Raw genomic sequence first — 26,806 nt, 5'->3', positions numbered from 1 at the left:
CTGCACCTCGAATCCTTTAGAATTACGTCGATTATAAAGGAAGCGCGTAATGGGGCTTTGTGCAACGGGGTGCTGGTTTTCCCCGAGCAGAAAGCGCCGCATCAGGCGCACGCGCAATGGATTCGCGCCATCCCGCACCCGGAACCCGCCGGGGCGGGCATGGCCTCACGAGAAAGCAACGGATGAAAGCCTCGCAATTCTTCATTTCCACCCTCAAGGAAGCCCCCTCCGACGCGGAAATCGTGTCGCACAAACTGATGATGCGCGCCGGCATGATCAAGAAGCTCGGCGCGGGCATCTATAACTACATGCCGGTGGGCCTGCGGGTGATCCGCAAGGTGGAGGCCATCGTGCGCGAGGAAATGAACCGCGCCGGCGCGGTCGAGCTGTCGATGCCGGTGATCCAGCCGGCCGAGCTGTGGCAGGAAACCGGCCGCTGGGACAAGATGGGCCCGGAACTGCTGCGCCTGAAGGATCGCAACGAGCGCGATTTTGCCGTGCAGCCCACCTCCGAAGAGGTGGTGACGGATATCGCCCGCAGCGAAATCCGCAGCTACAAGCAGCTGCCGGTCAACTTCTACCAGATCCAGACCAAGTTCCGCGACGAACGCCGGCCGCGCTTCGGCATCATGCGCGGGCGCGAATTCACCATGAAGGACGCCTACTCCTTCGACCGCGACGCGGCGGGGCTGAAGGTCTCCTACGACAAGATGTTCAACGCCTACGTGCGCATCTTCCAGCGCTTTGGCCTGGAATTCCGTGCCGTGGCGGCGGATAACGGCGCCATCGGCGGCTCCGGCTCGCACGAGTTCCATGTGATCGCCGATACCGGCGAAGACGCCGTCGTCTATTGCCCCACCTCGGACTACGCCGCCAACATGGAAGCGGCCGAAGCCCTGCCGCTGCTGGCGCAGCGCGCCACGCCGGCCGAAGACATGGTCAATACGCCCACCCCGGGCAAGGCCAAGTGCGAGCAAGTGGCCGAACTGCTTGGCATTCCGCTGGCGCGCACGGTCAAGTCGATCGTGCTGGCCACCGACAGCGAGGCCGGTTCGCAGATCTGGCTGCTGCTGCTGCGCGGCGATCACGAGCTCAATGAGATCAAGGCCACCAAGGTGGCCGGCCTGGCCGAGTTCCGCTTTGCCACCGAGTCGGAGATCGTCGAGACCTTCGGCACGCCCCCTGGCTACCTCGGGCCGATCAACACCAGGAAGCCCGTCAAGGTGGTGGCTGACCGTACCGTGGCCAATATGAGCGACTTCGTCTGCGGCGCCAACGAAAAGGATTACCACCTGACAGGCGTSAACTGGGGCCGCGACCTGCCCGAGCCGGTSGTGGCCGACCTGCGCAACGTGGTGGCGGGCGATGCCTCGCCGGACGGCAAGGGCACGCTGGAAATCTGCCGTGGCATCGAGGTCGGTCACGTGTTCATGCTCGGCACGCGCTACTCGGAGTCGATGAGCGCCACGTTCCTGGATGAGAACGGCAAGACCCAGCCCATGCAGATGGGCTGCTACGGCATTGGCGTGACCCGTATCCTGGGCGCCGCCATCGAGCAGAACTTCGACGAGCGCGGCATTATCTGGCCGGCGGCGATCGCCCCGTTCGCGGTGGTGATCTGCCCGGTTGGCTACGACCGCTCCGAGGCCGTCAAGGCCGAAGCCGACCGTATCCATGCAGAACTGCTGGCGGCCGGCGTCGACGTGATCCTGGACGATCGCGGCGAGCGACCCGGCGCCATGTTCGCCGACTGGGAGCTGATCGGCGTGCCGCACCGCGTGGTGGTAGGCGACCGCGGCCTGAAGGAAGGCCGGGTCGAATACCAGGGCCGCCGCGACGCCGAAGCGACCCAACTGCCGGTCGCGGACGTGGTTGCCCACGTGCGCGGACTGCTGTCCGCCTGAACGCCATGCGCCTCCCGCGCCTGCAGGACCTGACCCCGGACCGCCGCCTGCGCCTGGCGCGGGCCGGCGCCGGCTTRCTGCTGGCGTTGAGCGCCGCCGCGCACGCGRGGGCGCAAAAGGAGGAGGACCTGGCGGATTCGGTGCGCGGCGCGCTTGCCGCGGCTATCGCGGATAGCCGTCCCCTGCGCCCGGCGTTCGCCACCGGTGGCGAACAGCTGGCGTATATCAAGTGGCTGGAGGAGATGTCGCACCGGCTCGCGGGGCGTATCCCGGAGCCGCAGGTGCGCATCGAACTGATCGAGACCGCCTACTACGAAGCCAAGCGCGCCGGGCTGGAACCGGCGCTGGTGCTCGGTCTGGTGCAGGTCGAGAGCAACTTTCGCAAGTACGCGATCAGCTCGGCCGGCGCCCGCGGGCTGATGCAGGTGATGCCATTCTGGGTGCGCAGCATCGGCGATGGCGACTCTCGCAAGCTGTTCCACCTGCAGAGCAACCTGCGCTACGGCTGTACCATCCTGCGGCACTATCTCGACCGCGAGCAGGGCGACCTGTTCCTGGCGCTGGGCCGCTACAACGGCAGCCGGGGCCGCCCCGACTACCCCAACGCAGTGCTGGCGGCCTGGAAGCGCTGGCAATACTCCGAAGCCACCGTTACCGTGGCCGGCGATCCCGAAACGGGCACGGCCACCCGCAGCCGCGTGCTGCCGCCCGAAGCGCCGTCGCGCAATCCATTCTCGCCGCAGCGCCTGGCCAACCCCTCATGAGCAATACACCCGGCACGCCCGGTAGCACCGGCAAGGCGGGCTACACCAGTTCCTCCGCGGACCTGGAGCGCTGGCTGCGGCGCCATATCGGGCAGGGCTTCGGCGCCGAGGCGCTGGTGCAGTCGATGTGTCAGTCGGGCTACGACCAAGCCTTCGCACAGGCCACCGTGGCTGCTGCGCTGGCTGTCGCGGCGAGGGCAGAGGCGCGCGGGACCGCAGCCGACACCGCCGCGGAGATGGCGGCCGAGCTTGGCATCGACAAGCCCGCCGGCAATGCTGGCGAATGTGCCGGCGGCAAGGGCCAGGCCGGCGCGCAGCCCGGGCGCAACGCGGCCCATCATGCCGGGCGCGAGATTCCCATCCTGTTTACTCTCGCGGCGCCGCGCGTCACCCTGTTTCAGCATTTGCTGACCGATGCCGAGTGCGATGGCCTGGTGGAGCTGGCGCGCGGTCGCCTGGCGCGTTCGCCGGTGATCAACCCCGATACCGGCGACGAGAACCTGATCGAAGCGCGCACCAGCCTGGGCGCGATGTTCCAGGTTGGCGAGCATCCGCTGATCGAGCGCATCGAGGACTGCATCGCCGCGGTGACGGGGATTGCGGCGGATCGCGGCGAGGGCTTGCAGATCCTCAACTACAAGCCTGGCGGCGAGTACCAGCCGCATTACGACTATTTCAATCCCCAGCGGCCCGGGGAGGCGCGGCAACTAAGGGTGGGCGGGCAACGTGTGGCCACCCTGGTGATCTACCTGAACAGCCCGGCAGCCGGCGGTGCCACCGCTTTTCCCAAGCTTGGCCTGGAGGTGGCGCCGGTCAAGGGCAATGCCGTCTATTTCAGCTATCGCAAGTCCGACGGCTCGCTGGATGAGCGCACGCTGCACGCCGGCCTGCCGGTCGGGGCGGGCGAGAAATGGATCGCCACCAAATGGCTGCGCGAGCGGCCGTACCGGAGCGAGTGATGCGCCGCTGCGGCCGCGCCGGCACGGAGCAGGCCTGTTACTGGTTCGATCCGGCCATGCCCTATGTCGAAAGCCGCCGCGCCAGCGACAGCGGCGCCGCCTACCTGCCGCATACCCATCCCACCCTGTCGATCGGCGCCGTCGATGGCGGCCACAGCATATTCAGTACGGAAACCGAGTCGGTGCGGCTCGCTGCAGGCGATGTGGTCGTGATTCCGGCAGGCCAGGTGCACGCCTGCAACCCGGAGCCGGATGGGCGCTGGAGCTACCAGATGTTGCACCTGGACCAGGCCTGGGCCGGCGCGGTGGTGGAGGCGCGCGGCGCCGGGCAGGCGTTGCCGGCGGCGCTGGCACGGGTGCGCGTCACCAGCGCGGCCGACACCTATGCCGGCCTGTGCCGCCTCAACCATGTGCTGTTCTCCGCGGCTTCCATCGCGCAAAAGGAATCCATGCTGGCTGGCTTCGTCGCTGCGCTGTTCGGCTGCGCCGACCGGCGCCAGGCGGTGCGCGCGCCGCGCCCGCCCGGCACGCCCGAGGCTCGCCTGGCTGGCCTTGTGGCGATCCTGCAGGCGCGCCACGCGGAAACGCTGCCGCTGGCCGAACTGGCGCGCGGCGCCGGCATGAGCCGCTACCAGCTGATCCGTGCCTTCCGCGCCGAGGTCGGCATGACGCCGCATGCCTATCAGCTGGACCAACGCATCAACCATGCGCGCCAGTTGCTGCGGGCGGGCGGGGCGCCCGCCGAGATCGCCCAGGCGCTGGGCTTTTCCGACCAGAGCCATTTCCAGCGCGCGTTCAAGCAGCGTGTCGCGCTGACGCCGCGCGGCTACCAGCGCCGCGCCGGCTGAGCCTCCGCACGCAATTTTCTCCAATACGCGCCACTACCTCGCAGCCCACACTTCGTGCCCATCACAAGACACGAAAGGACTGGCGTGGACTTTCCCCTCGATTCCGGCTTCGGCCAATTTGCCATGGTGGCGGGCGCGCACTTTCTCGCGCTGCTCAGTCCGGGCCCCGATTTCTTCCTGGTGGTGCGCAGCGCGCTGGTGCATGGCGTGGGACGTGCCAGCGCGGTATGCCTGGGCATTGCGCTCGGCAATGGCGTGTTCATCGGCCTCGCCATTGCGGGCCTGGCCGCCACGCGTACCAGCCAGGGCGTGTTCGCGGTGTTGCAGTGGGCCGGCTGCCTGTACCTGGCCTGGCTCGGCTGGCGGTTGCTGAGCGCCCGCGGCGAGACGCGGATGCCGGGCGCTGACGGCCCGCAGGCGCATGGCGCCGGCCACGCCGCCTACGCGGCGCAACTCGCCACCGGCTTTCTCTCCGCGGTGCTCAACCCCAAGAATGCATTGTTCTACGCCAGCCTGTTTTCCGTACTGGCTGGCACGCGCACGCCGCTGCCGGTCCAGCTTGGCTACGGTGCCTGGATGTTCGCCATGGTGTTCGGCTGGGACGTCCTGGTGGCCTGGGGYGTGCGCCATCCGCTGGTGCGGGCGTGTTTTGCCCGCTCGGTGCGCGGTGTCGAACGTGCCACCGGTGTCATCCTCTGGGGCATCGCGCTGGCCGTGGCAGTCAATGCGGCGAACCCGTGAAGCAGCCCGATGCGGGGTGCCATTGGCGACACGCAAAGGCGTATTGCCAGTTTTCTGGTTAACTGTACCGGTACTGTACTGTTCCCCGTGGCTAGACTGCCATCATTCCCTTTTGCATGCGATGGAGTCAGTCATGGCCGTGCCCCAGCTTGTCGCCGGATCCGGCGTGTTTGCCGCGTTCTGCGCGTTCGCCCTTGTGTCCTCGATCACGCCGGGCCCCAACAACACCATGGTGCTGGCCTCGGGCGTGAACTTCGGTTTCGCCCGCACCGTGCCCCATGTGCTGGGCATCAGCGCCGGTTTCGGCTTGATGGTCGCGGTGGTCGGACTCGGCCTGGGATCGCTGTTCGCGGCATTGCCGTGGACCTGGCAGGTACTTCGCGTCGTGGCTGCGCTCTATCTCACCTGGCTGGCATGGAAGCTGGCGACGTCGGGCGGCGTGCAGGACCAGGAGGTGGGCAAGCCCATGGGATTCCTGGCTGCGGCCGCGTTCCAGTGGGTCAACCCCAAGGCGTGGGTGATGGCGGTGGGCGCGTGCAGCACCTACGTGCTGCACGGCAATGTCTGGCTGAATGTGTTGCTGCTCTCGGGGTTGTTCGCCGTGATCAACCTGCCCAGCGTGGCGATGTGGGCGGTGTTCGGATCGGCCTTGCGGCGCTGGCTGGCGCAGCCGCGGGTGCTGCGCCTGTTCAACGTGGCGATGGCGCTGTTGCTGCTGGCCTCGCTGTGGCCGATCCTTAGCGCAAGGCCCTGATGGCGGGCAGGTTGCGCCAGTAGCCGTGGGCGTCCATGCCGCAACCGAATACATAGCGTTCCGGCACAGTGAAGCCGCAGAAATCCGGGTGCATGGGTTTGGGTTTCTGCAACACCTTCTCGCACAGCACGGCTGCGTAGACGGCGGTGGCGCCCATGTCCATGATGCGCTGGCGGATGGCGGCCATGGTTTCGCCTTCATCCAGGATGTCGTCCAGCACCAGCACCGTACGGCCCTTGACCGACTCGCGCGGCGCGACGCGCCATTGCATCTCGCCGCCCACCGTCTTGTTGTTGTAGCGCGAGAGGTGGATGTAGTCGAATTCCAGCGGGAAGGCCAGCTTGGGCAGCAGCATGCCGGTGAAGACCACCGCGCCGCCCATTACCGACAGCACCAGCGGGAAGGTGTCGCCCATCTTTTCCGTGATCTCGCCGGCCATGCGGTCCAGCGATTCCTGGACGGCTTGCGCGCTGACGATTTCCTCGGAGTTGGCCCACAGTTCGCGGGCCTGTTCGACGGTCATCATGATGTGGATCCTGTCTCTGTCTTGATCTTTTGCGGGTGAAACGGCGGCGCCGGGAAAGGGCGCCGCCACGCCGGATGGCTTAGCGGTTGAAGAGTCCCTTCATGCCGCCCTTCATCGCGCCCATCGAGCGCATCATCTTCATCATGCCGCCGCCCTTGAGCTTCTTCATCATGCTCTGCATCTGGTCGAACTGATTGAGCAGGCGGTTGACTTCCTGCACCGGCACGCCGGCGCCGGTGGCGATGCGGYGCTTGCGGCTGGCCTTGATCAGTTCCGGCTTGGCGCGTTCGGCGGCGGTCATGCTGTTGRTGATGCCYTCCATGCGGCGCACCKRCTTYTCGGCCWSGTCCATRTTGGCGCCCTGSGCYTGCTGGGCGAACTGSGCCGGCAGCTTGTCCACCAGGCTGCCCAGGCCGCCCATCTTCTTCATCTGGCCGATCTGGGCCTTGAAGTCTTCGAGGTCGAAGTCGCCCGTCTTCTTGATCTTCTTGGCCAGCTTCTCGGCGGCTTCCATGTCCACGCCGCGCTGGGCTTCCTCGACCAGGGCGAGGATGTCGCCCATGCCCAGGATCCGCTGGGCCATGCGATCGGGGTAGAAGGGCTCCAGGCCATCGAGCTTTTCGCCAACGCCGACGAACTTGATCGGGCGCCCGGTGATGTGGCGCACCGACAGCGCGGCACCGCCGCGCGCATCGCCGTCCAGCTTGGTCAGCACCACGCCGGTCAGCGGCAGCGCGTCATGGAAGGCACGCGCGGTGTTGACCGCGTCCTGGCCCAGCATGGCGTCGACCACGAACAGGGTTTCGACCGGCTTGATCTCGGCGTGGAGAGCGGCGATTTCCTGCATCATCGCTTCGTCGATACCCAGGCGGCCTGCCGTATCGACGATCAGCACGTCGTGATAATGCTTGCGGGCCCAGTCAACCGCCGCGCGGGCGATGTCCACCGGCTTCTGGTCCGGCTCGGAGGGGAAGAAATCGGCGCCGACCTGCTCGGACACGGTCTTGAGCTGGGCGATGGCGGCGGGCCGGTACACGTCGCACGACACCGTCAGCACTTTCTTCTTCTTGTTTTCCTTGAGCCACTTGGCCAGCTTGCCCACGGTGGTGGTCTTGCCCGCACCCTGCAGGCCGGCCATCAGGATGATGGCGGGCGGCTGCACCGCGAGGTTCAGCTCGCCGCTCTTGTCGCCGGCGGCCAGGCTTTCCTCGCCACCGATGACGGCGGTCAGCTCGCGCTGCACCACGCCAACAAGCGCCTGGCCCGGCGTCAGGCTGGACACCACGTCTTCGCCGAGTGCCTTTTCCTTCACGCGGGCGATGAATTCGCGCACCACGGGCAGGGCGACGTCGGCCTCCAGCATGGCCAGGCGCACCTCGCGCAGCATTTCGGCGGTATTGGCTTCGGTCAGGCGAGCCTCGCCGCGCATGGTCTTTACGACCCGCGCCAGGCGTTGAGTGAGATTGTCCAGCATGGCAGAAGTCCGGGGGATAGGGCTTGATCGAGGCTTGATGCGGGCTCGGGACCCGGCTCAAGCGGGGCGCCACCGGGACGGGGCGCTAAGGTAAACTGTGCAAATGGCCATTGTACTGTATGCCTTGACGGCACTTCTCTATTGCGGCCTGGCCTATCACGGCTGGGCGACGCGCAACCCGCAGCTATCGGCTGCCGGCGCCGGCGGCGCCATCGGGGGCGCGGCGACCACCGTGTTGCTGCAGGGCGGCGGGGGCGCCGGCGGACGCGGCGAGGACCGCCCGGCCTGGTGGCATGTGCTGATGCTGGCCGCGGTGGCCAGCCACGGCCTGCTGCTGCACGAAACCATCTTCCCGGCCGACCGCATGGTGTTCGGCTTTGCCTTCGCGCTGTCGGCCATGTTGTGGCTGGGCGTGGGCATCTACTGGATCGAGAGCTTCTTCTTCTCRCTGGCCGGTCTCGGCCTGATCGTGATCCCGGTGGCGATGCTGGCCAGCCTGATGCCGCTGGCCTTTCCCGGTGCGCAGATCCTGGGCTATGCGGCGCGGCCGTTGTTCAAGCTGCACTTCATCATCGCCAACGTGGCCTACGGCCTGTTCACGCTGGCAGCCTTCCATGCTTTCCTGATGCTGCTGGCTGAACGCCGCCTGCACGGTTTCAACCGCTCGCCCCAGATCGGCCAGGCCAGCGAGCCGGCGCAATGGATAGGCCGCTGGCTGGACCTGCTGCCGCCGTTGCTGACGCTCGAAAAACTGCTGTTCCGCCTGATCGGCGCCGGCTTCGTGCTGCTGACGCTGACGATCCTGTCGGGCCTGCTGTTCTCCGAGCAACTGTTCGGACGGGCCTTCCGGCTCGATCACAAGACCGTCTTCGCGCTGCTGTCGTGGGCGATGTTCGCCGGCATCCTGGCCGGACGTACCTTTTATGGCTGGCGCGGGCGCACCGCGCTGCGCTGGGTGATCGCATCCTTCGGCATCTTGCTGCTGGCCTATGTCGGCAGCCGCTTCGTCATCGAAGTCATCCTGCACCGACTCTGAGGCCGGCATGGCACGCATCTTCCTGGTCCTGGCCGTGGTGCTGGGCTTCTTCTGGTGGCTTCGCCAGCGCGCCGAGGCGCGCCAGCGGGAGGATCGCGCCGCCCGGCATGGTTCCGCGCAAGGGTCGCAAGGCCGCACCCAGCCCGCGCAGGAACCCATGGTGCAGTGCGCGCAATGCGGCGTGCACCTGCCGCTGGGCGAAGCGATCGCCTATCGCGGCCTGCACTACTGCCGGCGCGCCCACCTGCCTGCCGACAGCGATCCGGACAGCCCGGCCGCATGAACGGTAGCATCTCGTTCTGGTCCCGCCTGAATGCCTGGCGCGCCGTCACCGCACTGTGGCGCCAGTTGGAGCCTCCCGAATTCCACTGGCGCCTGCTGCGCTATTTCAGCTGGACGCGGCTGGCGGTGGCCGTGCTGCTGCTGGGTTACGCCTGGCTGCCGGCGCAGCGCGGCGATACCGAGCGGGTCGCGCAGGGGTTGGGCAACGGCCTGGCCGCGCTGCCGCTGGCCGTGCCGTATGCCGGGGTGGCGCTGGCGATGGTGATCGCGACGCTGTGGTGGCGCCGCGGTTTTCATCTGCGGGTGCGCTTCCAGGTGCTGGCCGACCTTGTCCTGCTGGGCCTGATTTTTCTCGCGCAGGGCCACCGCGGCGAGGGATTGGCCATGATCTTCCTGCTGCCGGCGCTGCAGGCCGGCGCGCTCACCAGCCTGTTGTTCGCGCTATTCACCGCGGCGGTCTCGGCGCTGGTGGTGATGAGCGCCCCCTTCGCGCAGACCCTGCTGCTGCGCCAGGCGGACACTGGCCTGCTGGGCTCGGGTTTGTATGGCCTGGTCTTCATGATCGCGGCCTCGCTGATGTACCTGCTGGCCAACCGCCAGCTTGCGCAGGAGCGGCTGGCGCTGGCGCGCGAGCAGGAGCTGCGCCTGCAGCAGCTGGTCAACCGGCTGATGGTCAACGACATGCAGGATGGCGTGATGCTGCTGCGCGCCAACGGCGTGGTGGTGGCGGCCAACCCGGCCGCGGTGGTGCTGTTGGGCGTGCAGCCCGCCGAACGGGGCAAGCAGACGTCCACGCCGGCTACCGGGCGCGACGCGCTGTTCGACCTGCGCCAGATTCCCCGCCTGCAGCCGCTGATGGAGATGCTGCGCGACTGGGTGCGCAGCAAGGATGACGCGCCGCGCATCCTGCAATTGCTGCCGCTGCCTTCGCGGCCCTCCTCGGGCCGGGGCCCCATCCTGCATACGCGGCTGCGGCTGCGCTTCCTGCTGCCGGGGCTGGCCAGCCTGCGCTCGACCTTTGCATCCTCGCTGTCGGTCTCGCTCGGGGCGCAGAGCGCCATGAACACCGGCACCTGGAACGACCTGTCGCCCGAGGCGGCGGCGCGGCTGCGCCTGGCCATCGCGCAGAGCGAGGCCATGGCCTGGCGCCCGGAGGACGAGGCCCTGCTGCGCAGCGAGATGCGCGATACGGTGCTGGTGCACATCGAGAGCTGGGAACGCATCGCCGAGCAGGTGCAACAGGAAAAACTGGCCGCCATGGGGCGGCTGGTGGCGAGCGTGGCGCACCAGATCCGCAATCCGCTGGCGGCCATCAGCCAGGCCAGCGAACTGCTGGCCGAGACCAGCCGCCGGGGCGTGCGTCCCGGCGAGGCGGGGCGGCCCGAAGGCGATGTGGATGCCCGGCTGCTGCGCATCATCCACGACAATGTGCGCCGGCTCGACCAGGTGGTGTCGGACGTGCTGCAGATGTCGCGCCGCCCGCGCACCGAGCGCTCTGCCGTGGACCTGAACCAGGCCCTGCCCGAGATCATCAGCCGCTGGCGGCTGGAGATGCGCTCGCGCTCCGTCAACGACGATCCGGTCGGCGCGCGGCGCGTGCCGCGGCCGGCGGAGATCAACGCCAATGCGGTGCGGCTCACGGTGGATGTAGCGCGCCCGGTCATCTTCGATCCGTCGCAGCTGCAGCAGGTCCTTGGCAACCTGCTCGACAACGCCTGGCGCTATTGCAGCCGCCTGCCCGGCGCGATCCGGCTGCTGGCCCACGCGCTGGACCAGCACCACGTCGAGCTGATCATCTGGAACGATGGCGTCGAGGTGTCGCGCGAGCACCAGCGCACGCTGTTCGAGCCATTCTTTACCAGCAACGCCCAGGGCACCGGCCTGGGCCTGTTCATGGCGCGCGAGCTATGCGGCGCCAACGACGCCCAGGTACGCTACGGTACGATTTCACTTGACGCGCTGCTGGCGCAGACCGGCATGCTGGCGCCCGCGGCACGCGATACACTGCCGGCCAAGGCCTTTGTCCTGACCCTGCGCATCGACGCGCCGGACAACGCGGGCGGCTGAGCCGCGCTGCCGCCGCGAACGGTTCGCCAGGCCGTCAGCCAGGCCGCCGCGCGCCAATGCACCAATTCCACTTCGCCAGACCGCCAGACGCAGACCCATGCTCCTCAAGACGCCAGGCCCCGATCCGATTCTCGTCATCGACGACGAGGCCGACCTGCGAGAACTGCTCGATATCTCGATCCGCCGCATGGGCCACGACGTGGTGCTGGCTGGCTCGCTGGCGGAGGCGCGCCAGCAGCTAGCCGCGCGCCGCTATAGCCTGGTGCTGACCGACATGCGGCTCGGCGACGGGCTTGGCATCGATATCGTGCGCCAGCTCTCGAGTGCGCCGGAACGGGTGCCGGTCGCCGTGATCACAGCCTATGGCAGCGCCGACAACGCCGTGGAGGCGCTCAAGGCCGGCGCGTTCGACTACATCGCCAAGCCGGTCTCGCTGGACCAGTTGCGCAGCCTGATCCTCAATGCGCTGGGACGCCAGCAGCGTGACGGCGCCGAGGGTGCCGGCGCGGTTGTGCGGGAGAGCGCGGACCGCGCGGCCAGCCTGCTGCCTGGCCATTCGCCGGCCATGCATGAGGTGCGCCGCTCGCTGTCCCGGCTGGCGCGCAGCATGGCGCCGATCGTGATCAGCGGCGAGTCCGGCAGCGGCAAGGAGCGCGCCGCGCGCGCCATTCACGCGGTGAGCGCGCGCGCCGCGCATCCCTTTATCGCGGTCAATTGCGGCGCCATCCCCGAAACCCTGATGGAATCGGAGTTCTTCGGCCATGTGAAGGGAGCCTTCACGGGCGCCGACGCCGAGCGCGGCGGTTTCTTCCAGGCCGCCAACGGCGGCACGCTGCTGCTCGACGAAGTGGCCGATCTGCCGCTGGCGATGCAGGTCAAGCTGCTGCGCGTGCTGCAGGAGCGGCGCGTGCGCAAGATCGGCGCGAGCCGCGAAGAGAGCGTGGATGTACGGGTGCTGTGCGCCAGCCACAAGGATCTCTCCGCGATGGTCGCGTCCGGCCAGTTCCGCCAGGATCTGTTCTACCGGCTCAACGTGCTGGCGCTGCGCGTGCCGACGCTGCGCGAACGGCACGAAGATATCCCGGTGCTGGCGGGCGCCATCCTGGAGCACCTGGCGGTGCGCTACGGCGATCCCCATCCCAAGCGGCTTTCGGCGGCCGCGCTGCAACGCCTGTCCGACTATTCGTTCCCCGGCAACGTGCGCGAACTGGAGAACCTGCTGGAGCGGGCCTACGCCTTCGCGGAAGGCGAAACCATCGAGGTGGACGACCTTGGCCCGCTGGACGCGGGCACGGGGTATTCGGCCTTGCCGCGCCCGCCTGCCTCTGTGTCTTCGGCGGACGCGGCGCCCTGGGCGGCGCCTGTCGCCTACCCAGGGGCCGGCGCGCCACCGCCGCTGCCTGCTGTGCCGGCAGCGCCGTCCGGTCTCAGGCCGGATCTCCAGCATGAAGCGCCGCCGGAATCCCGATCCGGCGCGCACGCGGCTGCGCTTTCGCAGCCAGCGGCGCCAAGCCTGGGCGATGGGGAGGGAGCGGCTTGCCGCGCGACCTTCCCGATCGACCTGACCGGCCGCCTGGAAGCGCTTGAGCGCGACCTGATCCTGCAGGCGCTGCAGCAGACCGGTTTCAATCGCACCGCCGCCGCGCCGCTGCTGGGCCTGAGTTTCCGGCAATTGCGCTACCGCATCCAGCAACTTGGCATCCGCGAGGGCCGCGACGACGCGGCCGACGGTGCCGACGCCAGCGAAGCGATGCGCGACGGCCCGATGGGTGGGCTGCTGGCCGCCGATGGAGAGCGCGATGCCTGAGCACGACAACGGCAAGATCGCGCCCGGGCCTGGATTCCACCCGGATCCGGCCGGCTGGGTGCCCGCGGCGCGCCGCGTTCCGTCGCCCAACTTCGACGCCCGGCCCGCGCACATGCCGGTCGACCTGGTGGTGATCCACAATATCAGCCTGCCGCCGGGCCAGTTCGGCAGCGGCGATATCGAGGCCTTCTTCCAGAACCGCCTCGACCCGTCCCGCCATCCTTTCTTCGCGACGATCCATCAGGTGCGGGTTTCGGCGCATTTCCTGGTGACGCGGGAGGGCGAACTGGTCCAGTTCGTTTCCTGCCTGGACCGGGCCTGGCATGCCGGCCAATCCGAGTTCTTCGGGCGGCCGCGTTGCAATGACTTTTCCATCGGCATCGAAATTGAAGGCAGCGACGACCAGCCTTTCGCGTTGGCCCAATACCACACCACCTCCGCGCTGGTGCGTGCCCTGCTCGGCGCTTATCCGGTGCGCGCGGTGGCGGGGCACAGCGATATCGCACCCGGACGCAAGACCGATCCTGGCCCGCATTTCGACTGGGCCGGCTTTGCCGCCGCTGCTGGCGTGGCTCCGGGGCAGTTGCCTTACCGCAAAGACCAGCCTTGAAGCAAGCCTCAATTGCGGGGCCTGGGGGATAGCGTGAATCTGGGGAAAACCCTGATAAAGTCCGCGCCTATCGGAGTGGCCAGCTCAATCAAAAAAATTTCGCGTCACAGTGCGGTAACGCACCGTCGGGCGGGATCCCTTGAGTCGCTTGGGTTGGCGGGTTTGGCGCAGCGCCGCATGCTGCGCCCGCACCAGAAATCGCGCCAAAAAAGCGCTTGTCAAGACTGGTGAATCCGCCCCATTTCACTATACTTAGTCCAGTTTTTCGCATCGACCACTAGATCTAGTGGTGCTTTCGGGGAGCCGGCCTAGGTGTGCAGTTTCCGCCGCAGCAATGGCTGCGGTCCGCCGAAGGGCCGGCGCATCACAAGAGTCCCAGCAGAATCCAGCAAAGCAGCGCGCCCTCCCGGGTAAGACCGGCCGGCGTGTCAGAGCCTTTTTGCGCATTTTGCCCGGGACTCTTTGTCACTCATAAAACACGGGTCAGAACAGGAGTTCCTCATGCAGACAGCCCAGAACGACATTTCCACCGGCGCCGCCGCCGCCGGTGCAGCAGCGAACGCGCAGTCGAGCCCCGCTACTGCCGGCGCTGGCAGCTACCAGGATTACAAGATCATCCGCCGCAACGGTGCCGTTGTGGCGTTCGAGCCGAGCAAGATCTCGGTGGCGGTGACGAAGGCCTTCCTCGCCGTCAACGGCGGGCAGGGTGCCGCTTCGGCGCGTGTGCGCGAAGTGGTCGAGCAAGTGACCCAGAACGTGGTCCGCGCCCTGCTGCGCAGCCGCCCCAACGGCGGCACCTTCCATATCGAGGACGTGCAGGATCACGTGGAACTGGCGCTGATGCGCTCGGGCGAGCATGAAGTGGCCCGCTCCTATGTGCTGTACCGTGAAAAGCGCACCCAGGAGCGCGCCCAGGCCAATGCCCAGGCAGTCGCCCGCGTGCAGGAAGGCGGCGTCACGTTCAACGTGACCGATGGCGGCGTGGCCCGCGTGCTGGACCTGAACGCGCTGCACGGCCTGATCGACAATGCCTGCTCGGGCCTTGGCGACGCCGTGAGCGCCGAGCCGATCCTGAAGGAAACGCTGAAGAACCTGTACGACGGCGTGCCGATGACCCAGGTCTACGACTCCGCCATCCTGGCCGCGCGTACCCTGATCGAGAAGGACCCGGCCTACAGCCAGGTCACCGCGCGTATCCTGCTGCACACCATCCGCAAGGAAATCCTGGGAGCCGAAGTCACCCAGACCGAAATGGTGTCGCGCTACGCCGAATACTTCCCCAAGTTCATCGCCCGCGGCATCGAAGCCGAGCTGCTGGACGAAAAGCTGGCCACCTATGACCTGGCCCGCCTGGGCGCCGCACTGGACGCCCAGCGCGACTTCCAGTTCAACTACCTGGGCCTGCAGACCCTGTACGACCGCTACTTCCTGCACATCGACGAAACCCGCATCGAAATGCCGCAGRCATTCTTCATGCGCGTGGCGATGGGCCTGGCACTGGGCGAGAAGGACCGCGAAGCACGCGCCATCGAGTTCTACCAGCTGCTGTCGTCGTTCGACTTCATGTCGTCCACGCCGACCCTGTTCAACTCGGGTACCCGCCGCTCGCAGCTGTCGTCGTGCTACCTGACCACCGTGTCGGACGACCTGGAAGGCATCTACGAAGCGCTGAAGGAAAACGCGCTGCTGTCGAAGTTCGCCGGCGGCCTGGGCAACGACTGGACCAATGTGCGCGCCCTCGGCTCGCACATCAAGGGCACCAACGGCAAGTCGCAAGGCGTGGTGCCGTTCCTGAAGGTGGTAAACGACACCGCCGTGGCGGTCAACCAGGGCGGCAAGCGCAAGGGCGCGGTCTGCGCCTACCTGGAAACCTGGCACCTGGACATCGAGGAATTCCTCGAGCTGCGCAAGAACACCGGCGACGACCGCCGCCGCACCCACGACATGAACACGGCGAACTGGATTCCCGACCTGTTCATGAAGCGCGTGATGGAAGGCGGCGAGTGGACCCTGTTCTCGCCCGCCACCTGCCCGGACCTGCACGACCTGGTCGGCAAGGCCTTCGAGACCGCTTACCTGGGCTATGAAGCCAAGGCCGCCAATGGCGAGCTGAAGCTGTTCAAGAAGGTTCCCGCCATGCAGCTGTGGCGCAAGATGCTGGGCATGCTGTTCGAGACCGGCCATCCCTGGATCACCTTCAAGGATCCTTGCAACATYCGCAGCCCGCAGCAGCACGTGGGCGTGGTGCACAGCTCCAACCTGTGCACGGAAATCACGCTCAACACCAACGACAGCGAAATCGCCGTGTGCAACCTGGGTTCGGTGAACCTGGTTGCCCACCTGAAGCAGCAGGCCGACGGCACCCAGGTGCTCGACCACGCCAAGCTCGAGAAGACCATCCGCACCGCGATGCGCATGCTCGACAACGTGATCGACATCAACTACTACGCCGTGGAGAAGGCCCGCAACTCCAACCTGCGCCACCGTCCGGTCGGCATGGGCATCATGGGCTTCCAGGACTGCCTGCACATGCTGCGCCTGCCGTACGCCAGCGACGCCGCCGTGCAGTTCGCCGACACCTCGATGGAAGCGGTGTGCTACTACGCCTACCGCGCCTCCAGCGAGCTGGCCGAGGAACGCGGCCGCTACAGCACCTATGAAGGCTCGCTGTGGGATCGCGGCATCCTGCCGCAGGACTCGCTCAAGCTGCTGGCCGAAGAGCGCGGCGGCTACCTGGAAGTGGATCACTCCTCGACCATGGACTGGGACAGCCTGCGTGCGCGCATCAAGCAGCACGGCATGCGCAACTCGAACTGCATCGCGATCGCGCCGACGGCAACGATCTCGAACATCATCGGCGTGTCGGCCTGCATCGAACCGACCTTCCAGAACCTGTACGTCAAGTCCAACCTGTCGGGCGAGTTCACGGTGGTCAACGACTACCTGGTGCGCGACCTGAAGGCGCGCGGCCTGTGGGACGAAGTGATGGTCGCCGACCTGAAGTATTTCGACGGCAAGCTGGCCCGCATCGACCGCATCCCGCAAGACCTGCGCGATATCTACGCAACGGCCTTCGAAGTCGAGCCGAGCTGGCTGGTGGAAGCCGCCAGCCGCCGCCAGAAGTGGATCGACCAGGCTCAGTCCCTGAACATCTACATGGCCGGCGCCTCGGGCAAGAAGCTGGACGACACCTACAAGCTGGCCTGGCTGCGCGGCCTGAAGACTACGTACTACCTGCGCACGATGGCAGCCACCCACGTGGAGAAATCCACGGTGTCGCGCGGCTCGCTGAATGCCGTGTCGTCGGGTAGCGACGGTGGCATCGGCGCCGCCGGTATCGACCAGGCCGCCGCCTCCGCACCGGCCATGCCGGAAGCCGAGGGCGCGGTCTGCACGATGCGCCCGGGCGACGCTGGCTTCGACGAGTGCGAAGCCTGCCAGTAAGTCATTACCTGCCGGCCCCCTCGCCGCGCCGCTGCGCGGCGAGGGCCACGGCAAACCAAAGCATTCCACGGAGAACCACACCATGCTGAGCTGGGACGACGACGTTCAAGCCACCCCGCAGGCTGCCCCGCAGCCCGCGCCGAACCCCACCGCCACGCCTGCCGCCGCACGCTCTGTCGACCAGCACGGCGTGCTGCCGCCGGCCGCCACGCAGCCGGCCGGCACGGGTATCCTCGGCAACCTGCCGGCGTCCGACGCGCCGACGGACCGCCGCGTGAATGCCGCCGACAAGCGCGTCATCAACGGCTCGACCGACGTCAACCAGCTGGTGCCGTTCAAGTACAAGTGGGCCTGGGAAAAATACCTGGCCGGCTGCGCCAACCACTGGATGCCGCAGGAAATCAACATGTCGCGCGACATCGCGCTGTGGAAGGACCCGAACGGCCTGACCGAAGACGAGCGCCGCATCATCAAGCGCAACCTCGGCTTCTTCGTCACCGCCGACTCGCTGGCCGCCAACAACATCGTGCTGGGCACCTACCGCCAGATCACCGCGCCGGAATGCCGCCAGTACCTGCTGCGCCAGGCCTTCGAGGAGGCGATCCACACGCACGCCTACCAGTACATCGTGGAGTCGCTCGGCCTCAATGAAGCCGAGATTTTCAACGCGTACCACGAAGTGCAGTCGATCCGAGACAAGGACGAGTTCCTGATCCCGTTCATCGACACGCTGACCGACCCGGCCTTCAAGACCGGCACGCCGGAAAACGACCAGAAGCTGCTCAAGTCGCTGATCGTGTTCGCCTGCATCATGGAAGGCCTGTTCTTCTACGTGGGCTTCACGCAGATCCTGGCAATGGGCCGCCAGAACAAGATGACCGGCGCCGCCGAGCAGTACCAGTACATCCTGCGCGACGAATCGCTGCACTGCAATTTCGGCATCGACCTGATCAACCAGATCAAGCTCGAGAACCCGCACCTGTGGACCGCCGAGTTCAAGGAAGAGATCACCGCGCTATTCAGGAAGGCCGTGGACCTCGAATACCGCTACGCCGAGGACACCATGCCGCGCGGCGTGCTGGGCCTGAACGCGCCGATGTTCAAGGGCTACCTGCGCTTCATCTGCAACCGCCGCTGCCAGCAGATCGGCCTGGAGCAGTTGTTCCCGAACGAGGAAAACCCGTTCCCGTGGATGAGCGAGATGATCGACCTGAAGAAGGAACGCAACTTCTTCGAGACGCGTGTGATCGAGTATCAGACGGGTGGAGCGTTGTCCTGGGATTGAGCGTCGTTGTCATGTTGTTGTCGCACGCGGCATGGCGTGACGCATGAACAAAAAAGCTCCTTCGGGAGCTTTTTTGTTTTCATTGACCGCATCAGGATGAAGGCGCTCCGTCGATTCGCGTCAACGCCTCTTCAATCGCCCCCGCATCACCCGGCCGCACCAGCCGCGCGACCTCCAGGCCATCGCGCATAAACACCAGCGTGGGCCATAGCCTGACCCTGAACGCGCGGCCCAGCCGCTTGCCGCTGCCGTCCTCGATCTTGATGTGCCGGACTGCCGGATGGGCGTTCATCGCGCTGGCCAGGTGGGGCTGGGCCCGCACGCAGTGGCCGCACCACGGTGCGCCGAATTCGATCACGGCCGCCCCTTTCATCTCGTCGATCTCGGCCCGCGCCGGTTCGCGCGCAGCGTACACATCGGTCATCGTCATGGTCAGTCCCCTCGCTTGCCGGATCTCCGTTTGTGAATTGTAATTCTTGCGAACGCGGCATCGCACTGCCGACTACCAGCCGATTGGGCAATGCCGCTGGCTACCTCTAAATCCCCGACACTGGCTATTGCCCCCGCGCGTTCCGCCTCCTAGGCTGGATTGTCCTGATGGACTCCCACAAACACCAAGGAGCGTGACCATGTCATTCCCGCTTGTCCCCAACGGAACCCTGATTACCCCGACCGCCGAAGAAGGCCGCCAGCTGGCCGTGAAAATGGCAAGGCTGATCATCAGGGCGACCCAGCCCGACGACCAGGTCCGCGAAACGCTGCGGGCCGTCTATGCCAACGACGCGACCATGCTGCTGCAGGTCGGGCAGATCGTCGCAACGGAGTTTGCGACCATCGCCGCCGCGAACAATCACTGGCGCGGCTGAGCGCGGGCGTCAGGCCTGCGTGGCCTGCGGTACCTCTGCCTTGGCCGGCTTGCGCCAGCGCACCGTGGCCAGCAGCGATGCCGCGACGATCAGGCCACCGCCGGTCCACGCGGTGGCCGAGATCCTTTCCCCCAGCCACAAGGCTGCGAACAGGGCGCCAAACGCGGGTTCGCTGCCCATCAGCAAGGCCACGCGCGTGGGGCTGCTGCGCTTGATGGCGTAGTTCTGCGCGAAGAATGCGAACAGCGTGCAGGCGATCACCAGGTACAGCACCGTGGCCCAGAATGCCCCGTGGCCGGAGAGCGACGGGATGGGTTGCCACTGGGCGGGCATCAGGACCAGCGCCAGGGCCGCGCTGCCTGCGGCCACCACGCCCGCTTGCACCGCCGTCATCGTCAGAGCCGGCAGCGGCGCCGCGCGCATCACTCGCTTGGTCACGCACACCATTAGCGCCCGCAACACCGCGGCGGCCAGGATCAGTCCATCGCCGGGATTGAGGACGAACTCGCCGTCGCCGGCCAGCAACCACGCGCCCAGCAACGAGAGGGCTACCGCCGCCCATTCGATGGTGCCCGGCCTGCGCTTGAGCAGCAGCCATTCGACCAGCGGCGTCAGCACCACGCACAAGCTGATCAGGAAGGCGGCGTTGGACGCGCGCGTGAGCAGCACGCCAAACGTCTCGCACAGGAAGATGCCCAGCAGCAGTACCCCGGTGCCAAGCACGGCGCGCATCGTGGCGGCGTCGGCGTGGCGCAGCCTGGCCAGCGTGGGCGACAACACCAGGAAGGTGATGCCGAAGCGCAACGCCAGCAGGCCCAGTACGGGATAAAACACGAGCGCGCTCTTGACCGCGCCGTAGCTGCTGCCCCAGACCACGGCAACCGCGAGCAGCATCAGGTCGGACAGCAGGAGTAAGCGTTTTTGAGCAGGCATGGCGGTTCTCGGGCAATGGGTCCTGCATTGTCGAATTTTGCATCCACGGTGATAATCGGGTCGATGTGCAAAGCCTTTATGTCACAGATGCATTAATCCAGTGCACCGGCCGCGATCACGCCATATGAACCCAACCGAACTTTTCGCCTTGCTGCCCGACATGGCGGTGTTTGCGCGCGTTGTCGATGCGGGCAATTTTTCGGTCGCCGCGCGCCAGCTCGGCAGCACGCCTTCCACGGTCAGCCGCCAGATCAAGCGGCTGGAGGAAGCCTTGGCGACCCGCCTGCTGGAGCGGTCGACCCGCAAGGTGCGCGTAACGGAGTCGGGTGCGCAGGTGTACCGGTACTGCCGCGACGTGGTGAGCGCCGCGTCGGGGGCGATGGATGCGGCCGGTCACCTGATGGGCCGGCCGCAAGGCCGGGTCAGATTGAGCGCGCCGACCGCGTTTGCGAAGACGGTGATCCATCCGCTCGTGCCGGGTTTCCTGCGCGCGTACGCGGAGATCGACCTCCAGTTGCTGTTTACCGATCACGAGGTCGATCCGCTCGATGACGACCTCGATCTCGTGATCCGCCCGACCCAGCACCCGCCGCCCGGCCTTGCGGGCCGGCGCCTGGGCACGGTGCGCTGGGTGCTGTGCGCCTCGCCGGCTTACCTGCGCGCACGCGGCACGCCGGCGCATCCGCGCGAGCTCGCGCAGCACGATTGCCTGTACCTTGGCGAAACCGCCGACGACAACCGCTGGCGGTTTCGCAGAGACACCGAGACGCAGACCGTGGAGGTACGGGGGCGCTATATCGCGAACCACGCTGGCGCGCGGCTTGAAGCCGCGCAGCAGGGCTTCGGCGTCGCCAGCCTGCCGGATTTCGCCGCGGCCGGCGCGTTGCAGAGTGGCGAACTGGTGCAGGTGCTGGCCGACTGGGAGCTGCAGGCGCGCGCCTATGTGGGTTCGGTGTGGCTGCTCTATCCGCCCAATCGCTTTTTGCCACCGAAGGTGCGGGTGCTGATCGATTACCTGGCGGAACACATCGGCAGCGCCGGCTGACAAAGCTTGCGCTGCTGCCGTGGCGGTCAGCGGCTGTTTGCCGACGTGTTTTGCGAGCGCTGGTAGTCGCCCGGCGAAACCCCGACCAGCCTGGTGAAATCGCGCGTCAGGTGGGCCTGGTCGAAATAGCCGAGATCCGCGGCGAGTTGGGCAAGGCCGACTGGCTCCCCGCGCGCCAGCCGCCATGCCGCTTCCTGCAGGCGATAGCGCCGCAGCATCCATTTGGGCGACACGCCCACATATTCCTGGAACAGCCGCTGCAGGGCGCGCACGCCCACGCCGGCGTATTGCGCCAGCGCTTCCACGCTGGCCGGGCCCTGCGCGCTGGCGGCATGCGCCACCACGCGTTGCAGTTGCTCCACGGCCGGGTCTGGCGCGGGCAATGCGCCGGACAGCAGGGATTCGGCGGCGCTCACCATGGCCTCGTCACTGCCGGCATCGAGCACCAGTGCTTCCGCGTGGCGTTCGTCGCACTGCAGCAGAGGGCGCGCCGGGCGCGTGCCATCGGTCAACGCCGACATCGGCTCATCCAGAAAGGGGCGCAGGCCGCCCACGCGAAAGCGCGCGCCGAGCACATGGCCAGCGCCTTCGAGCTTGCGGTCGAAGACACCGCGCACCACGCCGAAAATCGCCGTCTGTCTGTGGTCGAACACCAGGTTGGCGTTCGGATAGGGCAGCACTCGCTGCACCTCCGGCGCGTGGCCCTCCAGGTTCCACTCGACGATCCAGTAGTGCTCGACAAAGGGCGCCAGCGCCTCGGATGGCAGATAGCGGCCGAGCCGGATGCGGCGCCCGGTGCCGCGCGGGTCAACGATGCCTTTGGGCTCGGCGGTGACGGGTGCATGCGTGTCGCGTTTTTCCAATCTGGGCATGAGGATCGGTGCAAAACTATGGGCTTCGGCAAAGCGCCATGATATCGGAGACAACCATGCCAGAATCCCGTTACTCCGGCGGCTGCCATTGCGGCGCTGTACGGTATGAAGTGGACATCGACCTGGCTGGCGCCATCGAGTGCAATTGCTCGTTATGCAGCAAGCGCGGGTTCATCTGGTCGTTCACCCCCGCGGACAAGTTCACGCTGACCGACGGCGCGCAGGCCACGCGCACTTACAAGTTCAACAAGCATGTGATCGACCATCGCTTCTGCGAGACCTGCGGCGTGGAGGCCTACGCGCTGGGCAGCATGCCGGACGGCTCGCGCGTGGCGGCCATCAATGTGCGCTGCCTGGATGGCGTCGACCTGACACAACTGCAGCCCAGGAAAGTGGATGGCGCCAGCCTGTAGCGGCGCTCTCTTCCGATCCGATCCGATCTTACCGATTGCTTTCCCCCTCTGGAGCCAACGCAATGTCCCAGCCTGAAGTCACCCTGTTCCACTCGCCCAATACGCGTTCCACCGGCGCACTGACCCTGCTCGAGGAACTGGGCGTGCCGTATCGCCTCCACCCGCTCAACATGAAGGCCGGCGAGCAGCGCGAGCCGGCTTACCTGGCCATCAATCCGATGGGCAAGGTGCCGGCGATTCTTCATGGCGACGCGCTGGTGACAGAGCAGACCGCCGTGTTCATCTTCCTGGCCGACCTCTTCCCGCAGGCAAGACTCGCTCCCGGGCTGACCGATCCGCTGCGCGGGCCTTACCTGCGCTGGATGGCGTTCTACGGCTCGTGCTTCGAGCCGGCGCTGGTGGACCGCTCGCAGCAGCGCGAGACGCCGCGCGCGATGTGTCCCTATGGAGACTACGACACCACGATCGGCACGCTGCTCGGCCAGCTGGAAAAAGGGCCCTACCTGCTGGGCGATACCTTCACCGCCGCCGATGTGCTGTGGGGCACCGCGCTGACCTGGACCACCATGTTCAAGCTGGTCGAGGCGACGCCGGTGGTGCAGGCTTATATCGACCGCATCAACGCGCGTCCGGCGGTGGCGCGCGCGCGTGCGATCGACGCCAGGCTGGTGGCGGAGCAGGGCGGCTGATCGACTCGGCCAACGACGGCGGCGCGCGGACAAGCGCCGCCGCTCACAGCTCCAGCACCAGCCGCGTGCACTTCGCGCGCGAGCAGCACGCCATCATCTTCGTATTGGCTTCGCGCTCGGCGCGGGTGAGCACCACGTCGCGATGATCCACTTCGCCGGCCAGCACGCGCACTTCGCACGAGCCGCACAGGCCTTCTTCGCAATCGCTCTGCATGTCGATGTTTGCGGCGCGCAGCGCGGCCAGCAGGGTCTGGCCGGGCGCCACCGTGACGACAAGGCCGGAGTCCTTCAGCTCGGCTTCGAAGGCCTGCTCCTGGCCGGGGTCCAGGGTGCTCAGCGCGGACTGGAAATGCTCGATCCGCAGCGCGTCCTCGGGCCAGCCCGCGCAGGCTTGCTGCAGGGCTTCGAGCATGCGCGCCGGGCCGCAGGCGTAGATCTGCGTATCCGGCTCGGGATGCGCGAGCAGGCTGGCGAAATCGTTGCGCCGTCCTTCGTCCCTGGCGTAGAGATGCAGGCGATCGCCATGCAGCGCGGACAGTTCGTCGAGCAGTGCCATGGATGCGCGTGAACGGCCGCTGTAGTGCAGTTCGTAGTCCATGCCGAGCAGCTTCGCCCGCCGCGCCATCGCGCTGACGGGCGTGATGCCGATGCCGCCGGCGATAAGAATCAGCTTGCCCGCGCTCTCGTCCAGCCGGAAGTGATTGCGCGGTCCGCGGATCTTCAGCCGGTCCCCGGCCTTTACGCTGTCATGGACCCATGCGGAGCCGCCGCGGCCTTGCGCTTCCCGCAGCACGGCGATCTCCAGCGCGCCGCTGTCGTCCGGATCGCCGCACAGCGAGTACTGCCGCGACAGGCCGGTATCGCCGCATTCCACGTCGATATGCGAGCCCGGTGTCCAGCGCGGCATCGGCTGGCCATCGGGCGATACCAGCCGCAGCCTGACGATGCCCTCGGCCGCGCGGGCTGCGCCAGCCACCACCACCGGCCGGCTCAGGGCATGGCCCGAAGGCTCGCCGATGCGTACCGGCACCTGTACGTCCAGCAAGGCAGGGTCGGCGCGCTCGGGATTCTGCCTCGGGTCCCACTCCACCCACACGTGCTCGGGGCCGCGGAACGAGGTGTTGGGTACGTAGCTGAAGCGCTGCTCCGCCAGGCGCATATGGGGCAGGCGCCGCGTGAGTTCCTCCAGGAAAACCTGCATCTCCATGCGCGCCAGGTTCTTGCCCATGCACTGGTGCGAACCGTAGCCGAAGGTGAGCTGGTCGCTGGCGTTTTCTCGGCGGATGTCGAACAGATCCGCGTCGGCGAAGTGCCGCTCGTCGTGATTGGCCGACGACGTCACGATCAGCAGCCTGGAGCCGGCGGGAATGTCCACGCCGCCAACCTGCACGTCGCGCGTGGCCAGGCGCCGCCAGGCGGCCACCGAGCCGTTGTGCCGCAGGCATTCCTCCACCGCGTTCGGGATCAGGCCCGGGTCCTCGCAGATCTCCTGCCATGCGCGCGGATGCTGCAGCAGCAGCTTGATGGCATTGGCGGTCGCATTGGCGGTGGTTTCATGCGCGGCGACAATGCCGGCCATCATCATCGAATGGAGGTAGGAGTCCGTCACGATCTCCGGGTGCTCCTGCTGCTTGCGGATGCCGTAGCGCATCCACCCCGGCCCGGACGGGTCCTGCCGCATCTTGTCGAGGATCTTGCCGGCGAGCTGCCAGAAGTTGCCCACCGCATGCGCGACCTCCACCTGCTCCTCCGGCTTGGGCCGCCCCCAGGTGTTCACCGTATGCGCGATGGAATACTTGCGCAGCAGGTCCATGTCTTCCTCGGGCACGCCGAGAAAATGCAGCGCCACGGTCAGCGGCACTTCCCACAGCATCTGGTCGACCAGGTCGGCGCGGCCGTCGTCGATAAAGCGGTCGACATACTCGCGCGCCAGCCTGCGCACCATGGGTTCGTGATGCTTGAGTTCCTCCGGCGTGAAAGGCTCCATCAGCACGCGGCGCCGCGGCATGTGCGCGGGCTCGTCTTCGTTGACGAGCGTGCGGTTCATGGCGTAGCCGTAAGAGGCCAGCACGGCGTTGGCCTCCGGCCCGGTCGGCGTGATCTTCTCCAGCGCGATGGAGGGGCTGAACGTGAGGTTGTCGCGGAAGATCGCTTTGATATCGTCGTAGCGCGTCACCRCCCAGTAGCCCAGATTCGGGCTGTAGAAGACGGGCTCCTGTTCGCGCGCCCAGCGCACGTATTCGGGCGGGTCCTGCTGGTAGGCATCCTCGAAGGGATCGAAGCCGGCGGCGCCCTGGCTGACCGGGCAGCCGGTTGGCGTGCGTTGCGCCGCCAGCAAGCTGTGGTCAACGGGGCATCCCGAGGCGCGCGGATTGGGGGTGGCGTTGGCCATGCTTGTTGCTCCGGTGTTCGTTTTGCGGGGTCCTTGCGCGACAAGGCGCGGCGGTCAGTCCAGGGTGATCTTCAGGTCGCGGATCAGCTTGTGCCAGCGTGTGGTCTCGCTGCGCAGCAGCTCAGCGTATTGCGCGGGCGTGTTGCCCACAGGCTCCACGCCGAAGTCCACCAGCCGCTTGTTGACGGCCGGCTCCTTGATGGCGGCCACCACCTGCTTGTTCAGCGTGGCGATGATGTCCGGCGGCGTGGCGGCCGGCACTACCATGCCGACCAGGGCCGCGGCTTCCACGTTCTTGTAGCCCGCCTCGGCAAAGGTTGGCACGTCCGGCAACTGGGGCAGGCGGGTCGGGTTGGCCACGGCCAGCGCCTTGACCTTGCCGCCCTTGATAAAGCCCGCGCCCGCGGCGAGGTCGACCATCATGGCCGGGACCTGCCCGCCGGCCACGTCGGCCAGCGCGGGCGCCGCGCCGCGATAAGGGGCGTGGACCATATTCAGTCCGGCTTCCACCTTGAGCAGTTCCATCGCAAGATGGTGCGGGCTGCCCGCGCCCGCGGAGGCATAGTCGATGCCGCCCGCCTTGGACCTGGCGCGGGCGATGAACTCCTGCACGTTGCTGACGTTCATGCCGGGGCCGACCACCAGGATCATCGGGAAGCGGCCCAGCAGGGTGACGGGTGCCAGATCCTTGACCGGATTGTAGGAAAGGGTCTTGTACAGTGCCGGGTTGAACACCAGCGTGCCGTTGTCCGCCGACAGCACCGTATAGCCGTCCGCCGGGGAGCGTGCGGTCTCCGCCGCGGCAATTGCCGTGTTGCCGCCCGGCTTGTTGTCTACCACCACCGGCTGGCCAAGCCGGGCGGAAAGCGCCTGGCCGATGGAGCGCGCCAGGAAGTCAGATCCGCCGCCGGCCGCATAGGGCACCACCCAGCGGACCGGCTTGGACGGGAAGGCGGTTTCCGCGCTGGCGGTGGCCGCCAGCAAGGGGATGGCGGCCAGGCCCATGGCGATGCATTTGCGGACTGTGATCATCTTGTCTCCTGTTTCCCGTTTTGTTGTCGGCAGCGGCTTGGCGGCTGTTTGCGTCTTCGACTT

24 protein-coding genes are annotated in these 26,806 nt (G+C 67.0%); 17 read left to right on the top strand and 7 right to left on the bottom strand.

Annotated elements, in window-relative coordinates; all coding sequences use genetic code 11:
* The first annotated feature begins 182 nt into the window (after positions 1–182).
* From AC1DKD_RS00370 to AC1DKD_RS00345, 6 genes are all read left to right on the top strand, one after another.
* A complete protein-coding gene (locus AC1DKD_RS00370; protein WP_441625604.1) occupies positions 183–1,904 on the top strand; it encodes a proline--tRNA ligase in 1,722 nt (573 codons plus the stop codon).
* A gap of 5 nt (positions 1,905–1,909) precedes the next feature.
* Positions 1,910–2,668, top strand: coding sequence for a lytic transglycosylase domain-containing protein (locus AC1DKD_RS00365; RefSeq protein WP_477142808.1), 759 nt, complete (start codon positions 1,910–1,912; stop codon positions 2,666–2,668).
* Positions 2,665–3,627 (top strand): 2OG-Fe(II) oxygenase, encoded by a 963-nt coding sequence (locus tag AC1DKD_RS00360; protein WP_441625602.1) that lies wholly within the window; start codon positions 2,665–2,667, stop codon positions 3,625–3,627. Before AC1DKD_RS00365 ends, AC1DKD_RS00360 begins: the two co-directional genes overlap by 4 nt.
* Positions 3,627–4,475, top strand: a complete 849-nt coding sequence (locus AC1DKD_RS00355) for a helix-turn-helix domain-containing protein (protein WP_441625600.1) — start codon at positions 3,627–3,629, stop codon at positions 4,473–4,475. Before AC1DKD_RS00360 ends, AC1DKD_RS00355 begins: the two co-directional genes overlap by 1 nt.
* 84 nt (positions 4,476–4,559) lie before the next feature.
* The gene (locus AC1DKD_RS00350; protein ID WP_441625598.1) at positions 4,560–5,216 is read left to right on the top strand and encodes a LysE family translocator; all 657 of its coding nucleotides are present in this window, start codon (positions 4,560–4,562) and stop codon (positions 5,214–5,216) included.
* Positions 5,217–5,349: 133 nt separating this feature from the next.
* A complete protein-coding gene (locus AC1DKD_RS00345) occupies positions 5,350–5,970 on the top strand; it encodes a LysE family translocator (RefSeq protein WP_441625596.1) in 621 nt (206 codons plus the stop codon).
* Here the strand turns inward: AC1DKD_RS00345 and AC1DKD_RS00340 are convergent.
* Both AC1DKD_RS00340 and ffh read right to left on the bottom strand, forming a co-directional pair.
* Complete coding sequence (locus tag AC1DKD_RS00340; protein WP_441625594.1) at positions 5,954–6,496, bottom strand: hypoxanthine-guanine phosphoribosyltransferase; 543 nt, start codon at positions 6,494–6,496, stop codon at positions 5,954–5,956. The genes AC1DKD_RS00345 and AC1DKD_RS00340 overlap by 17 nt on opposite strands.
* Before the next feature lie 79 nt (positions 6,497–6,575).
* Positions 6,576–7,970: a signal recognition particle protein gene (gene ffh, locus AC1DKD_RS00335; protein ID WP_477142807.1), complete on the bottom strand. Its 1,395-nt coding sequence runs from the start codon at positions 7,968–7,970 to the stop codon at positions 6,576–6,578.
* Positions 7,971–8,073: 103 nt separating this feature from the next.
* Between ffh and AC1DKD_RS00330 the strand changes: the two genes are divergently transcribed.
* The 7 genes from AC1DKD_RS00330 (at position 8,074) to AC1DKD_RS00300 (ending at position 18,501) form a co-directional block, all read left to right on the top strand.
* Entirely contained in the window at positions 8,074–9,006 is a 933-nt protein-coding gene (locus tag AC1DKD_RS00330) for a cytochrome C assembly family protein (protein ID WP_441625590.1), read from the top strand.
* Between the two features lie 7 nt (positions 9,007–9,013).
* Entirely contained in the window at positions 9,014–9,289 is a 276-nt protein-coding gene (locus tag AC1DKD_RS00325; protein WP_441625588.1) for a PP0621 family protein, read from the top strand.
* On the top strand, positions 9,286–11,355 hold the full coding sequence (locus AC1DKD_RS00320; protein WP_441625586.1) for a sensor histidine kinase: 2,070 nt from the start codon (positions 9,286–9,288) through the stop codon (positions 11,353–11,355). Before AC1DKD_RS00325 ends, AC1DKD_RS00320 begins: the two co-directional genes overlap by 4 nt.
* A 97-nt stretch (positions 11,356–11,452) precedes the next feature.
* On the top strand, positions 11,453–13,162 hold the full coding sequence (locus AC1DKD_RS00315; protein ID WP_441625584.1) for a sigma-54-dependent transcriptional regulator: 1,710 nt from the start codon (positions 11,453–11,455) through the stop codon (positions 13,160–13,162).
* On the top strand, positions 13,155–13,772 hold the full coding sequence (ampD, locus tag AC1DKD_RS00310; protein WP_441625582.1) for a 1,6-anhydro-N-acetylmuramyl-L-alanine amidase AmpD: 618 nt from the start codon (positions 13,155–13,157) through the stop codon (positions 13,770–13,772). The genes AC1DKD_RS00315 and ampD overlap by 8 nt, the downstream gene beginning before the upstream one ends.
* A 501-nt stretch (positions 13,773–14,273) precedes the next feature.
* The gene (locus tag AC1DKD_RS00305) at positions 14,274–17,216 is read left to right on the top strand and encodes a ribonucleoside-diphosphate reductase subunit alpha (protein ID WP_477142806.1); all 2,943 of its coding nucleotides are present in this window, start codon (positions 14,274–14,276) and stop codon (positions 17,214–17,216) included.
* 82 nt (positions 17,217–17,298) lie between these two features.
* Positions 17,299–18,501, top strand: a complete 1,203-nt coding sequence (locus AC1DKD_RS00300; protein ID WP_035875536.1) for a ribonucleotide-diphosphate reductase subunit beta — start codon at positions 17,299–17,301, stop codon at positions 18,499–18,501.
* A gap of 91 nt (positions 18,502–18,592) precedes the next feature.
* Here the strand turns inward: AC1DKD_RS00300 and AC1DKD_RS00295 are convergent, their stop codons facing one another.
* Positions 18,593–18,931 (bottom strand): thioredoxin family protein, encoded by a 339-nt coding sequence (locus tag AC1DKD_RS00295; RefSeq protein WP_441625578.1) that lies wholly within the window; start codon positions 18,929–18,931, stop codon positions 18,593–18,595.
* A 199-nt stretch (positions 18,932–19,130) separates the two neighbouring features.
* Here AC1DKD_RS00295 and AC1DKD_RS00290 point away from each other — a divergent pair, with 199 nt between their 5' ends.
* A complete protein-coding gene (locus tag AC1DKD_RS00290) occupies positions 19,131–19,367 on the top strand; it encodes a hexameric tyrosine-coordinated heme protein (protein WP_441625576.1) in 237 nt (78 codons plus the stop codon).
* A 9-nt stretch (positions 19,368–19,376) separates the two neighbouring features.
* Here the strand turns inward: AC1DKD_RS00290 and AC1DKD_RS00285 are convergent, their stop codons facing one another.
* Positions 19,377–20,300, bottom strand: coding sequence for a DMT family transporter (locus AC1DKD_RS00285; RefSeq protein ID WP_441625574.1), 924 nt, complete (start codon positions 20,298–20,300; stop codon positions 19,377–19,379).
* Between the two features lie 124 nt (positions 20,301–20,424).
* Between AC1DKD_RS00285 and AC1DKD_RS00280 the strand changes: the two genes are divergently transcribed.
* Positions 20,425–21,345 carry a LysR family transcriptional regulator gene (locus tag AC1DKD_RS00280; RefSeq protein ID WP_477102589.1) on the top strand — a complete coding sequence of 307 codons (921 nt, stop codon included), beginning with the start codon at positions 20,425–20,427 and terminating at the stop codon, positions 21,343–21,345.
* Positions 21,346–21,371: 26 nt separating this feature from the next.
* Here the strand turns inward: AC1DKD_RS00280 and AC1DKD_RS00275 are convergent, their stop codons facing one another.
* Positions 21,372–22,217: an AraC family transcriptional regulator gene (locus AC1DKD_RS00275; RefSeq protein ID WP_441625570.1), complete on the bottom strand. Its 846-nt coding sequence runs from the start codon at positions 22,215–22,217 to the stop codon at positions 21,372–21,374.
* A 56-nt stretch (positions 22,218–22,273) separates the two neighbouring features.
* Here AC1DKD_RS00275 and AC1DKD_RS00270 point away from each other — a divergent pair, with 56 nt between their 5' ends.
* Together AC1DKD_RS00270 and AC1DKD_RS00265 are read left to right on the top strand one after the other, a co-directional pair.
* The gene (locus AC1DKD_RS00270; RefSeq protein WP_035875530.1) at positions 22,274–22,630 is read left to right on the top strand and encodes a GFA family protein; all 357 of its coding nucleotides are present in this window, start codon (positions 22,274–22,276) and stop codon (positions 22,628–22,630) included.
* A gap of 62 nt (positions 22,631–22,692) precedes the next feature.
* On the top strand, positions 22,693–23,319 hold the full coding sequence (locus AC1DKD_RS00265) for a glutathione S-transferase family protein (protein WP_441625568.1): 627 nt from the start codon (positions 22,693–22,695) through the stop codon (positions 23,317–23,319).
* A gap of 43 nt (positions 23,320–23,362) precedes the next feature.
* On the opposite strand, the gene AC1DKD_RS00260 is transcribed toward AC1DKD_RS00265, so the two are convergent.
* Both AC1DKD_RS00260 and AC1DKD_RS00255 read right to left on the bottom strand, forming a co-directional pair.
* Entirely contained in the window at positions 23,363–25,711 is a 2,349-nt protein-coding gene (locus tag AC1DKD_RS00260) for a cytochrome P450 (protein WP_477142805.1), read from the bottom strand.
* A gap of 54 nt (positions 25,712–25,765) precedes the next feature.
* Positions 25,766–26,716 (bottom strand): Bug family tripartite tricarboxylate transporter substrate binding protein, encoded by a 951-nt coding sequence (locus tag AC1DKD_RS00255; protein WP_414629495.1) that lies wholly within the window; start codon positions 26,714–26,716, stop codon positions 25,766–25,768.
* Positions 26,717–26,806 lie beyond the last annotated feature (90 nt).

The sequence above is a fragment of the Cupriavidus sp. 05T313 genome, assembly GCF_056396665.1.
Note: the sequence above shows the minus strand (reverse complement) of the source record. Positions and strands in the feature narration are given on the sequence as shown.